Raw genomic sequence first — 13,252 nt, 5'->3', positions numbered from 1 at the left:
GCCGCGCGGCGTTTCAAGCGGCGCGGCGGATTCAGGTCAGCACGCGATGCCGCCACGCGGGCAGGCTCTGGCGCACGTCGGCGATGCGTTGCGGATCGATCGCGCCGAGCACGACGCTTGCGCCTACGTCACGGACCGCGACGATCTCGCCCCATGGGTCGATCAGCATGCTGTGGCCCCAGGTGCGCCGGCCGTTCTCGTGCTTGCCGCCTTGCGCGGCCGCGAGCACGTAGCACTGGTTCTCGACGGCCCGCGCGCGCAGCAGCGTTTCCCAGTGCGCGCGGCCCGTCGTATACGTAAACGCCGACGGTACGACGATCAGCGCGCAGTCGCCCATCCTGCGATACAGCTCCGGAAAGCGGAGATCGTAACAGACCGACAGGCCGACCCGCCCGAACGGCGCGTCGAACGCGACGACCGTATCGCCCGCGCGGATCGTGCGCGCCTCGTCGAACGACTCGTCGCCTTTCTCGAAGTTGAACAGGTGGATCTTGTCGTAGCGCGCAGCTTCGTTGCCGGACGGATCGAACACGAGCGTCGTGTTGAGCACGCGGTCGGGCTCCGGCGCCTTCAGCGGCAGCGTGCCGCCGATCACCCAGATGCCGTGGCGACGCGCGGCGTCCGCGAGGAAGTGCTGGATCGGGCCGTCCCGGTACGGTTCGGCGAGCGCGAGCTTGTCGGTGTCGCGGTGGCCCATGAAGCAGAAATACTCGGGCAGCAGCACGAGCTGCGCGCCTTCGCCGGCGGCTTCCGCGATCAGGCGGCGCGCCTCCGCGAGATTGCGCGCGACGTCCGGCGTGCTCACCATCTGCAGCGCGGCGACCTGGAAGGGCGTGGCGGAACGGGTAGGGTCGGTCATCGCAGGATCGGTTGCGTCATAAATGGGGTGCGGCCCGGCACCGTGCGCGATTCGACGCGCGGCTCAATGGCTCGCCGCATCGGCCGGACCGTGATTCATCTTACCCTGATCGCCCCGCACCCGCTCGATGTGCGGGTGCGCCCACGAGCCGGTGATCGCGTAGTCGAGCGCGAACGCGCGCGACAGCGTTTCCGACAGCGCGTAGTTCGCGGCCAGCACGCCGACGCCGAGCAGCGGGTTGATGATGGCCGCCCCGATCGCGGCTGCGCCTGCACTGATTTTCGGCGCGACGTGCGCATGCAGGTCTTGTGTCTCGGTGCCGAGATCGACTGCACCGCGCACGGTGACGTTCGCGGGGCCCGTCATCATCGAAAAGTCGTCGGTGCGGGCGATTCCGTTCGAGATCTGGCCGGTGCCGGTGATCTTGTCGAACGGCAGCCCCTTGCCGATCACGTCGCGGAAATTCAGCGTCAGGAAGCGCGCGAGGCTCTGCAGGCTCAGCACGCCGAGCAGCTTCGCCGCGCCCGGATCGACCTTCAGGATCTGGCCGTGCTCGAGATCGATCGCGATCTGGCCGCCGAGCGACGGGAAGTCGAGCGCGGTCGGGCCGCCGCGCCAGCCGACCTTGCCCGTGACCGAGCCGTGGCCGTCCGCAAGCGTGCGCGGCAGGCCGACGCGGTCGAGCAGCGCGCCTGCGTTGTCGATGTCGAGCTTGAAGTCGAACACGGTGCGCCGCGGCGCATCGGTTTCATCGGCACCGCGGGCGAGCGCACGGCGCGACGTGCGCCAGTTGCCGGTGGCCGTCAGCTTCGCGGCCGGGTTCGACAGTTCCAGCTTGTCGAGCTGCCACACGGGCGTGCCGGCTTCGTCGATATTGCGCGCGTTGACGACGAGGCGGCCGATGTCGTGGTTGCGCTCGACGACCTGGTCGACGATCAGGTCGATCGACGGCATCGGGCGGTCGGTCGGCGTCGGCAGGTTCATCGCGCGACCGACGAGATCGTGCTGCGCGCTGTCCGGGATCACGAGCTTCGCGAGCCGCGCGTTCAGCACGCCCGCGCCGTTGTGGCCGCCGCCCGGCGCCCACGACAGGTATCCCGACACCTGGTTCGATGCGATGTTCGCCTGCCACAGCTCGTCGACGTGCGACGCGCCGATGATCACGTTTTCCCAGTTGCGCTTGAGCAGCTTCAGCGTGCCGAAGTGGAGCGCGAAACGCTTCGGCGTGAAGCTCGCGAGATCGACGCGCGACGGTGCCTGCGGCTCCTGCGCGCGCGGCGTGTCGGGCTTCAGCGTATGGGCCAGCGCGAGCCACGCATCGGCGTCCAGTTCGTTGACGTCCACGGCCGCGCTCACGCCGTCCTGCGGCATGTCGGGCATTCGGTGGATGCCCATCGCGCCGCGCACCGCGCGCAGCGGCTGGCCGCGCGTCGCGTCGAGCAGGTAGGTGGCCGACACGGGGCCGAGCGTCAGGTCCGCGTGTTCGAGGCGCTTGCCGTCGGTTTGCGGCGCCGGCTGCAGCGTGAAGCTGAACGGCATCGGCGTGCCGGCCGCCTTCGCGAACGGCGCCGGGAACTGCAACGCGACGCCGGTCAGGTCGGAATGCGCGCTGATGTCGGGCAGGCGGCCCGGTGCGCCGCGCACGGCGACCTTGTACGGTGCGTCGCCGACCACGTGCTCGAGCAGTGCGGCGGCCGGGCCGTGCAGGTTCAGGCCGCGCGCGGCGTCGAGCGCGAGCCGGCCGTCGACGTCCACCGTGTACGGGCCGTGCGACTGGAAGTTGCCGTTCGCGCGCACCGGGCCGCCGAGGAAGCGCCCCGAGAGTTCGTGCAGCGACGCGCCGGCCTCGGTGAACCGGACACTGCCGCGCAGTGCCGACAGCGGCGGCACGCCGCTGGTCGTCAGCGTGTTGCCGCCGAACGCGAGCGCGCCTTCGACGTGCGTGTGCGGATGCGCGACGTGCTGCGGAATCGTGATCTTGAGCGCGAGCGACGCGGGCCCCTGTGCATCGATCCGCTGGCCGATGTGCCCGCTCATCGTGCCGAGCGAGCTGTTGTCCGCGTAGTCGATCAGGTCGGCGAGCGGGCCCTGCGCATGGCCGTCGATGATGAGCGGCGAGTGGGTCGGATTGCCGAGATCGTCGATGCGGCCCGCAACCTTCGTCAGCGCGACGCGCTTGTAGTGCGCGCGGTGGATGTCGAAGCGCAGCTTGTTCTGCGCGAGCTCGAACACGCCGTCGATCCCGTCGAGCGCCGGCCAGACGCTCGGCGTACCGTTCGCGAGCTTGCGCGGCGGGTACGGCGTCGGCTCGAAGCGGCCGCCGGTGAACGGCGCGACGATGTGGAACGTGCCGGCCGTCGGCTCGTGTTCGAACGGGAATTTCTCGAGCGGGCCGCGGGCGACGATCGACGCGCCCTTGGTCACCTGGCCGTCCTGCAGCGCGTGGCCGAGATAGTCGCGCAGGTGTTCGGACATCCCGGTCGGCAGGTAGCGCGGGATGCGCGCCACCGACGCGCGCGCGAAATCGGCGCGCAGGTCGAGCGTGCCGCGGCCGTGGCCGGGGTTCGTGTACGAGCCGGACACCGCGATTTCGGCATCGGGGTTCGAGACGAGCAGGTCGGGCAGCGATACCTCGACGCGCGCGTGCTTGTCGCCGGGCTCGGGCGTGATCGTCCATTTCGCATTGCCGCGCAGCCGGTCGAACGTCAGGCGCGGCTCGTCGAATTCGCCGGGCACCGTGACGGCTGCGTTGACCGTATCGAAATGCGCGGAGCCGCCCGTCTCGTTCGCATCGACACGGCCCCACAGGTTCTCGACACCCGGCCAGCCGGCCCGCGGGTGACCGCGCGGCGAGAGCCCGGGGGGCGGTTCCTGCGCGGCGAAGCTGATGCCTTGCAGATCGCCGAGGAAGCGATAGCGAACGATCGGCGCGGCGCCCGTGCGCCGCTCCTCGTCGGCGAGATCGGCGTGCGCGGGTTTCGCGCGTTCGACCTCGATCTGATAGTTCGACACCATCCCGCGCGGGTCGATCTTGATCAGCTCGTTGCGCAGGCGCGCCGGCAGCGGCAGCCCGCGGATGAATTCGCTGAGGATGCCGAGATCGACGCGGTCGCCGACGACGCTCAACAATTGCCCCTGGTTCGCGGTCGGCACGCGGTAGCGGGCCGTCAGCGTCGACAGCGCGAGCGAGCGGGCGAGCGGCGTGCCGTCCGGTAGCGGCGGCTGGCCGAGCTCCGCGTTGAAGCGCGTCAGGTGCAGCGTGTAGTCGTGGCCGGCGTCGAGCTGCATGTCCCAGCCGAAGCCGACCGTCGGCACGTCGAGCCGCGGCTGGGTCGGGCGCACGCGCAGTGCGACGTCCGCGCCCTGCAGGTCGCCGCCCGCCGAGTGCAGGTGGCCGTCGCTGAAAGTGGCCCAGATCGCGTTGTCGATCCGGCCCGCGTGGATCGTGAGCGGCATCTCGAGGTAGCGCGCCAGCGTCTGCAGGTCGACCGGGCCGGTCGACAGGTACGCGTCGCCCGCCCAGTTCGACGGCTTGCCGATCGGCGCGAGCGGCTTGTGCTTGAAGCGCGCGCGGAAATCGAGCGGGCCGAGCAGCAGCGTGCCGTTCGCGGGCGCCTGCAGCGCGGCCTTGTGCATGCGGCCGTCGTTGAGCACCGCGAGCCGGATGCCCGACAGCACGAGCTCCGGCGCGTCATGCTGCGCGTCGCGCCAGCGCAGCGTGCCGCCGCGCAGCACGATCGCTTCCTGCTTCAGCAGCCACGTGCCGAACGTGTCGTTGCCGCCGTGGGTGGTCGCCACGCCGACGCCCGCGATGCTCAGCGAGCCGTCGGCCGCACGCGCGACGACCAGGTCGGGCTGGTCGACGATCAGGCTCGACAGCGCCGGCGACAGCCGTAGCAGCGACATCCAGGACAGTGCGGCCGTCGCATGCGGCACCGACAGCGCGACCTTGCCGTCGCGGCCGCGGATCGTCAGGTTCGTGAGTTCGACGCCCGGCTGCATGCCGGACCAGTTCGGGGAAAGCTTGCCGATCGAAAGCTGCGCGTGGAGCTTGTCGGACACCGCGCGCTCGATGCGCGGGCGGAATTCGTCGATACGGGGCAGCAGTACGTAGCGCAGCCCGAGGAGCGCGCCGGACGCGACGAAGTAGGTGCCGATCCCGACTGCCAGCGTCACCCTGAACACGCGACGCAGGACCGGATGATCGTGCTTCGGAGGTCCCGCTTCGGGCGCAGCTACGGCGGATTCCTGACGGTCGGACATGCGGCGGACGGGCGGCGATATGGTAGTTTTGCAGACTGACGTTGAAATGTATCACACGGGTTCGTGCCGGCGGCCGTTGCGGCAGCGCGGCACGGGCTTTCCGGCGCGCGGTTTCGCGACGGGCACGCACGCCCCGCGATGCCGCGCCGAGTCCATGGGGCCGGTCGGGTGCGGGGCGCGCATGCGTTTCCCGTGCCGGCCGGCCTTTCCGCCAGGCCCGCTTCTCGATGACCGACGCTTCCGCCCTGATCTGCACGTCCTATTCCCGTTACCTGGCCCGCGCGGCCGCTGCGCGCCCCGCGCTGGCCGACCAGGTCGCCGCGTGGGCTGCCGCGCCGCTCGGTCGCGCGCAGCTCGACGCGCGCCTCACCGAACTGCTCGCGACGCCGGCCGGCACCGCCGCGCCGACCGAGGAGCAACTGAAGCGCGCGCTGCGACAACTGCGGGCCGAGGCGTTCGGCGCGGTGGCGGAGCGCGACCTGCGCGGGCTGGCGGACGTCGCCGAGGTGACGGGCGCGATGACCGATCTCGCGGAAGTGGCGGTGCAGCGCTCCCTCGCGCTGCTGTCGGCCGAACTCGAGGCGCTGTACGGCGAGCCGCGCGGCGCCGACGGCCAGCGCGTCGTGCTCGGCGTGGTCGGGATGGGCAAGCTCGGCGGCCGCGAGCTGAACGTGTCGTCGGACATCGACCTGATCTTCGTCTACGAGGACGACGGCGAGACGACCGGCGGCGCGCGTTCGCCGCTGTCCACGCAGGAATACTTCACGCGGCTCGGCCGGCGCCTGATCGGCGTGCTGTCGGAAGTCACGGCCGACGGCTACGTGTTTCGCGTCGACATGCGGCTGCGCCCGAACGGCGATTCGGGGCCGCTCGTCTGCAGCCTCGGCATGCTCGAGGAATATTTCTACGTGCAGGGGCGCGAGTGGGAGCGCTATGCGTGGATCAAGGGGCGGCTCGTGTCGGAAGGCGACAGTGACGCGGCACAGCGGCTGGAGTCGCAGCTCGAGTCGATCGTCAAGCCGTTCGTGTATCGCCGCTATCTCGACTTCGGCGTGATCGGCGCGATCCGCTCGCTGCACCAGCAGATCCGGCAGGAAGCCGCGCGCCGCGCGTCGATGCGGCCCGACAAGGCCGATGACATCAAGCTCGGGCGCGGCGGGATCCGCGAGATCGAGTTCAGCGCGCAGGTGTTCCAGCTGATCCGCGGCGGCCAGGATGCGGAATTCCGCGTGCGGCCGACGCTCGCGGTGCTGCGCCATGCGCAGGCGCGCGGGCTGATCGGCGAAGACGTGCGCGCACGCCTGGCCGACGCCTACAATTTCCTGCGCACGCTCGAGCACCGGCTGCAGTACCGCAACGACGCGCAGACGCACGCGATGCCGGTCGAGCCGGATGAACGCGCGGCGCTGGCCGCATCGCTCGGCTTTGCCGACTACGGGGCGCTGATGACGGTGCTGGATGGCCACCGGACTTTCGTCGAGGCGCAATTCCACGAGATTTTTGCCGACAAGGTGGGCGGCGGTTCGTGCGCGGCGGGTGACGATAGCGCGGCCGCGTGGATCTGGAGCGGCGCGCTGGCCGACGACGGCGAGGACGACGCACTGGTCGCGCGGCTCGACGGCCTCGGCTTCGCCGATCCGGCCACCGTGCTCGCGCGGCTGCGCGCGATCTGGCAGTCGTCGCGCTATACGGGCCTGCCGGAAAAGAGCCGGCAGCGCTTCGACAGCGTCGCGCAGCGGGCGCTCGAGGCCGCGCCGAAGATCGATGCCGCGCGCCGCGACGACACGGTCGTGCGCCTGTTCGATCTCCTCGAAACGGTCAGCCGGCGCGGTGTCTATCTCGCGCTGCTGACCGAATATCCGGCCGCACTCGACCGCGTGCTGTCGGTGCTCGGTGCGACGCGCTGGGGCGGCGGCTACCTGATCCGCCACCCGCAACTGCTCGACGAGCTGCTCGACGACGAGGCGATCGCGAGCCCGTTCGACTGGCCCGCGTTCAAGGACGCACTGCGCGCGCGACTCGCCGCTGCCGACGGCCCCGAGCAACAGATGGACCTGCTGCGGCACGCGCAGCACGCGGAGGTGTTCCGGATCCTGCTGATCGATCTGGCCGGGCAACTGTCGGTCGAGCACGTGAGCGACCGGCTGTCCGAGCTGGCCGACGCAGTGCTCGACGTGACGATCGAAGTCGTCTGGTCGCAGCTCGCGAAGCGCCATCGCGACGTGCCGAAGTTCGCGGTGATCGCGTACGGCAAGCTGGGCGGCAAGGAGCTCGGCTACGCATCGGATCTCGACCTGATCTTCCTGTACGACGACGCCGACGAGCGCTCGGCGGACGTCTACACGACCTTCACGCGGCGCCTGATCACGTGGCTCACCACCGCGACAGGGGCGGGCGCGCTGTTCGACATCGACCTGCGGCTGCGGCCGAACGGCGAGGCCGGGCTGCTCGTCACCGATCTCGACGCGTTCCGCCGCTACCAGCTGCGCGAAGGCGACGCCGCGAACACCGCGTGGGTCTGGGAGCACCAGGCGCTGACGCGTGCCCGCTACAGCGCGGGCGACGCGCAGATCGGCGCGGATTTCGAGGCGATCCGCCAGCAGGTGCTGACGACGCCGCGCGACGGCGGCGTGCTCGCGAAGGAAATCGTCGACATGCGCGGCAAGGTGTTTGCCGGTCACCCGAACCAGACCGAGCTGTTCGACCTGAAGCACGATCGCGGCGGGATGGTCGACATCGAGTTCATCGTCCAGTACTGGGTGCTGCTGCACGCGTCGAGCGACGCCGAGCTGATCCGCAACACGGGCAACATCGCGCTGCTGCGCGAGGTCGCGCGCTTCGGGCTGATGGGCGAGGACGAGGCCGAGCGTGTCGGCGCGGCGTACCGGAAGTACCGGAAGCTGCAGCACAAGCTGCGGCTCGACGGGATGGAGAAGGCGCGGGTCGATCCGGCCGTGGTGGCCGACGAGCGGGCGGCCGTGACGGCACTGTGGGAGCGCGTGTTCGGGGCGGTTGAAACGGGTAGTTGAAACGGATAGTTGAAACGGCCGTTCGATGCAGGGAGGCAGGGCGGACATGATTGTGCCGCCGTGCCCAAAAAAAGACCGGCGCGTGCGCCGGTCTTTTGCGTTCGATGAACGGATAACGGGTGGCCGGCGTCAGGCCGCGAGCATTTCCTTCGCGTGCTTGCGCGTGGTCGCCGTGATCTCGAGCCCGCCGAGCATCCGCGCGACTTCCTCGATCCGGTTGGCGCGGTCGAGCGCGACGACGGTCGACACCGTGCCGCCACGGTCGTCGGCGCCTTTTGCGACCTGGAAGTGGTGATCGCCGCGCGCGGCGACCTGCGGCAGGTGCGTCACGCACAGCACCTGGCGATCGCGCCCGAGCTGGTGCAGCAGGCGGCCGACCACTTCGGCGACGCCGCCGCCGATCCCCGTATCGACTTCGTCGAAGATCAGCGTCGGTGTCGGGCTTGCCGCGCTGGCGATCACCGCGAGCGCGAGGCTGATCCGCGCGAGCTCGCCGCCCGACGCAACCTTCGCCAGCGGCCGCAGCGGCACGCCGGGGTGCCCGGCGACCCGGAATTCGACCTGTTCGAGCCCGTGCGGGCCGCCGTCGGCGAGCGGCACGAGCGCGACCTCGAAGCTTCCGCCCGCCATCGACAGTTCCTGCATGCCGGCCGTGACGGCCGTGCCGAGCGTCCTGGCGGCCTGTGTGCGCGCCTTGGACAGATGTTTGGCGTCGGCGAGATAGGCCTCCCGCGCCTTGGCCTGCACCGCTTCGAGCGCGCCAAGATCGGCGGCCGCGTCGAGTGCGGCGAGCTGCGCGCGGCGTGCCGCGTGTTCTTCGTGGAGCGTGTCGGGCGGCAGTCGAAACTTGCGGGCGGTCGAGTGCAGCGCATCGAGGCGCCTTTCGACCTGCGCGAGCCGCTCGGGGTCGAGATCGACGCGCTGCGCATAGTGTGACAGCGAGTAGACGGCTTCCTGCAGCTGGATCTCGGCCGGTTCGAGCGACGCGAGTGCGTCGCCGAGCGAGGTGTCGTAGTCGGCGAGGCTGCGCAGCTTCGACACGATCGCACCGAGCTGCGCGAGCATTGCGTCGTCGGACTCGGACAGCGCGTTGAGCGCACCGCGCACGCCTTCGATCAGGTTCGCCGAATGCGACAGGCGCTTGTGCTCGTTGCTGACTTCGTCCCATTCGCCGGCTTGCGGCGCGAGCTTGTCGAGCTCGGCGAGCTGCCACGCGAGCTTTTCGCGTTCGAGCTGCAGTTCGCGCTCGTGCGCCTTCGCAGCGTCGATCGCCTGCGTCGCGTCGCGCCACACGCGCCACGCGCGGGCGACGTTCGCGGCATCGGCGACGAGTCCCGCGTGCGTGTCGAACAGTTCGCGCTGCGCGTCGGGGCGCATCAGCAGCTGGTGCGCGTGCTGGCCATGGATGTCGACCAGCATCTCGCCGAGTTCGCGCAGCTGCGCGAGCGTTGCGCTGGTGCCGTTGATGAACGCGCGCGACCGACCGTTTGCATCGATCACGCGGCGCAGCATCACGGAGTCCTCGGTGTCGAACGCGTGTTCGTCGAGCCAGCGCGCGACGCGGTCGTGCGGCGTGAATTCGGCGGTGATGTCGGCGCGGCTGCAGCCGGTGCGCACGACGCTCGCGTCGGAACGTTCGCCGAGCGCGAGGGCGAGGGCGTCGATCAGGATCGATTTCCCGGCGCCGGTCTCGCCGGAAAAGACGGAAAAGCCGCTGTCGAATTCGAGATCGAGCGCGGCGACGATGACGAAGTCGCGGATCGAGAGGTGGCGGAGCATGGTGTCGGGCGGAGCGGCGTCAGGACGCCTTGTCGTCTTCGTTCGAGGCGTGTTCGTTCCAGTGCAGCTTCTTGCGCAGCGTCGCGTAGTAGCTGTAGCCGATCGGGTGCAGGAACGGCACCGTGTGCTTCGAGCGGCGCACCTCGATCGTGTCGTTCAGTTCGAGCGCGGTGAACGACTGCATGTCGAAGTTCACGTTGACGTCGCGCCCGCCGACGATCTGGATCGCGATTTTCGAATCGTCGGGCAGCACGATCGGCCGGTTCGACAGCGCGTGCGGCGCGATCGGCACGAGCACGATGCCCGCCAGCTGCGGATGGAGGATCGGGCCGGCCGATGACAGCGCGTAAGCGGTCGAGCCGGTCGGCGTCGCGACGATCAGGCCGTCCGAACGCTGGTTGTACATGTACCGGCCGTCGACCGACGCGCGCAGCTCGACCATCCCGGAGAAGCCGCTGCGGTTCACGACGACGTCGTTGAAGGCGATCGCGTGGTAGATCGGTTCGCCGTCGCGCATGATCCGGGCCTCGAGCAGCGCGCGCTCCTCGCGCTCGAACTTGCCCGACAGGATCACCGGGACGAGCGCCTGCATGTCGGCCGCCGCGATGTCGGTGATGAAGCCGAGCCGCCCGTGGTTGATCCCGATCAGCGGTGTCTTGTACGGCGCGAGCTGGCGCCCGATGCCGAGCATCGTCCCGTCGCCGCCCAGCACGACCGCCACGTCGGCGCGCGCCCCGATTTCGGCCGGGGTCAGCGCCGGGTAGCCGGTGATGCCGATCTCGCGCGCGGTCTCGGCTTCGAAGACGACCTCGAAGCCCCGCTTGGCGATGCAGGCGGCCAGCGTGGCGAGCGGCTCGGCGATGTTGGGCGTGTTGCTCCGGCCGACGAGCGCGACAGTGTTGAACTGATTACCGGTTTTCATGCCGGCATTACACCATAGCTCGTTGACGAAAAGAACCGGCTGTGCGCAGTCGGGGCCGGATCGGGCCGGCCCGCGCAACGGTAGCCGACGCCACTCGCCGCGGTCGCGCGGTTGCGCTAAAATTTTCCACCATGCTAGATCCTCGCGCACGAACCCTCCTGAAAACCCTGATCGAACGGTATATCGCCGACGGTCAGCCGGTCGGATCGCGCACGTTGTCCCGTTATTCCGGGCTCGAGCTGAGCCCGGCGACGATCCGCAACGTGATGTCCGACCTGGAGGAGCTCGGCCTCGTGTCGAGCCCGCACACGTCGGCCGGCCGCGTGCCGACGCCGCGCGGCTACCGGCTGTTCGTCGACACGATGCTGACGGTCGAGGCGCCGATCGACGCCGAAGCCGTCGCGCGGCAGGTGCAGAACACGCTGCAGGCGGGCGAGCCGCAGCAGCGGGTCGTGGCGGCCGCGGCGAGCGTGCTGTCGAACCTGTCGCAGTTCGCGGGCGTCGTGCTGACGCCGCGCCGCAGCCACGTGTTCAAGCAGATCGAGTTCATGCGCCTGTCGGACAAGCGCATCCTGCTGATCATCGTCACGCCCGAGGGCGACGTGCAGAACCGGATGCTCGCGACGCCGCGCGACTACTCGCCGTCGCAACTGACCGAGGCGTCCAACTACATCAACGCGCATTTCGCCGGACTGTCGTTCGACGAGGTGCGCCGCCGCCTGCGCGACGAGATCGACCAGTTGCGCGGCGACATGACCGCGCTGATGCACGCGGCCGTGACGGCCAGCACCGAGGTGCCCGACACCGAGGACACCGTGCTGATTTCCGGCGAGCGCAACCTGCTCGAGGTGGCGGATCTCTCGTCCGACATGGCGCGGCTGCGCAAGCTGTTCGACGTATTCGACCAAAAGACGGGCCTCCTGCAACTGCTCGACGTGTCGAGCCACGCCCAGGGCGTGCAGATCTTCATCGGCGGCGAATCGACGCTCGTGCCGATCGAGGAAATGAGCGTCGTCACCGCGCCTTACGAGGTGAACGGGCAGATCGTCGGCACGCTCGGCGTGATCGGCCCGACCCGCATGGCTTACAACCGCGTGATACCGATCGTCGACATCACCGCGCGCCTGCTGTCGCTCACGCTGAGCCAGCAGTAGCCGGCCTCGCCAGCCTGATCCCGCCCCGTCATCGTGCCGCGGCACCGCGTAACCGGACAGTCGGCCGAACGGCCAGCCGACCGGCGCGGGGCGGCCCGCTATAATTGAGAGCCGTCCGGTCCCGTGCCCCGAGCACGTTATTGCCCATGCGTTTCGATCTTGAGCCGCCTTCGAGCATCGCGGCTGCCCATCGCATCGGCGTGCTGCTGATCAATCTCGGCACGCCCGATGCGCCCACGCCGCGCGCGGTGCGGCGTTACCTGGCCGAATTCCTGTCGGATCCGCGGGTCGTCGAGATTCCGCAGGCCGTCTGGCAGGTGCTGCTGCGCACGCTGATCCTGCCGCTGCGCGGCCGCGCGTCCGCGAAGAAATACGCAGCCGTCTGGATGCCGGAGGGCTCGCCGCTGCGCGTGCATACCGAGCGGCAGACCGACAGCGTGCGGCACCTGCTCGTGTCGAACGGTTATCAAGTGCAGGTCGATTACGCGATGCGCTACGGCAGCCCGAGCATTTCGCATGCGCTTGCGCAGTTCAAGCGCGCGGGCGTCGAGCGCGTGCTGCTGATGCCGATGTATCCGCAATACTCGGCATCGACCACGGCCACCGCATTCGACGCCGCATTCGACGCACTCGCGCGCATGCGCAACCAGCCGGAGGTGCGCACGGTGCGGCACTACGCCGACCATCCGGCCTATATCCACGCGCTGGCCGAGCAGGTGCGCCAATATTGGGCGCAGCATGGCCGGCCCGACTTCGCGGCCGGCGACAAGCTCGTGCTGAGTTTTCACGGCGTGCCGAAGCGCACGCTCGACCTCGGCGACCCTTATCACGACCAGTGCCAGCAGACGGGTGCGTTGCTGATGGCCGCGCTCGGGCTGTCGACGACCGAATGCCGCGTCACGTTCCAGTCGCGCTTCGGCAAGGCCGAATGGCTGCAGCCTTACACCGCGCCGACGCTGCGCGAGTTCGGCGAAGCCGGCGTGCGGCGAGCCGACGTGTTCTGTCCCGGTTTCACGGCCGACTGCCTGGAGACGATCGAGGAGATCGGCATGGAAGTGCGCGACGAGTTCCTCGCCGGCGGCGGCAAGGCGTTCCACCGCATTCCGTGCCTGAACGGTGCGCCCGCGTGGATCGGCGCGCTCGGCGAAATCGTCGCCGAGAATCTGCAGGGCTGGCCGGTCAGGGCCGCGCAGCCCGAAACGGTGAGCTGAGATGAAACGACCCCCACGCTCACTTCGTTCACTGC

General features: G+C 69.6%; 7 protein-coding genes. 3 read left to right on the top strand and 4 right to left on the bottom strand.

All coding sequences use genetic code 11. The annotated features are described in order from the left end of the window. Positions 1-31: 31 nt before the first annotated feature. Positions 32-859, bottom strand: coding sequence for a carbon-nitrogen hydrolase family protein (locus BDI24065_RS10480; RefSeq protein WP_175031180.1), 828 nt, complete (start codon positions 857-859; stop codon positions 32-34). Positions 860-922: 63 nt separating this feature from the next. Then, on the bottom strand, positions 923-5,122 hold the full coding sequence (locus BDI24065_RS10475; RefSeq protein WP_175031179.1) for a YhdP family protein: 4,200 nt from the start codon (positions 5,120-5,122) through the stop codon (positions 923-925). A 227-nt stretch (positions 5,123-5,349) separates the two neighbouring features. Between BDI24065_RS10475 and glnE the strand changes: the two genes are divergently transcribed. Next, positions 5,350-8,151, top strand: coding sequence for a bifunctional [glutamate--ammonia ligase]-adenylyl-L-tyrosine phosphorylase/[glutamate--ammonia-ligase] adenylyltransferase (glnE, locus tag BDI24065_RS10470; RefSeq protein WP_175031178.1), 2,802 nt, complete (start codon positions 5,350-5,352; stop codon positions 8,149-8,151). A gap of 129 nt (positions 8,152-8,280) precedes the next feature. On the opposite strand, the gene recN is transcribed toward glnE, so the two are convergent. Beyond that, entirely contained in the window at positions 8,281-9,930 is a 1,650-nt protein-coding gene (recN, locus tag BDI24065_RS10465) for a DNA repair protein RecN (RefSeq protein ID WP_175031177.1), read from the bottom strand. A 19-nt stretch (positions 9,931-9,949) separates the two neighbouring features. Next, positions 9,950-10,852: an NAD kinase gene (locus tag BDI24065_RS10460; RefSeq protein WP_122944533.1), complete on the bottom strand. Its 903-nt coding sequence runs from the start codon at positions 10,850-10,852 to the stop codon at positions 9,950-9,952. A 131-nt stretch (positions 10,853-10,983) separates the two neighbouring features. Here BDI24065_RS10460 and hrcA point away from each other — a divergent pair, with 131 nt between their 5' ends. Continuing rightward, positions 10,984-12,006 carry a heat-inducible transcriptional repressor HrcA gene (gene hrcA / locus BDI24065_RS10455; protein WP_031399637.1) on the top strand — a complete coding sequence of 341 codons (1,023 nt, stop codon included), beginning with the start codon at positions 10,984-10,986 and terminating at the stop codon, positions 12,004-12,006. Positions 12,007-12,152: 146 nt separating this feature from the next. After that, positions 12,153-13,217, top strand: coding sequence for a ferrochelatase (gene hemH, locus BDI24065_RS10450; protein ID WP_175031176.1), 1,065 nt, complete (start codon positions 12,153-12,155; stop codon positions 13,215-13,217). Positions 13,218-13,252: the final 35 nt, after the last annotated feature.

Origin of the sequence: Burkholderia lata (assembly GCF_902499025.1) — a bacterium.
GTDB lineage: Bacteria > Pseudomonadota > Gammaproteobacteria > Burkholderiales > Burkholderiaceae > Burkholderia > Burkholderia lata_C.
Note: the sequence above shows the minus strand (reverse complement) of the source record. Positions and strands in the feature narration are given on the sequence as shown.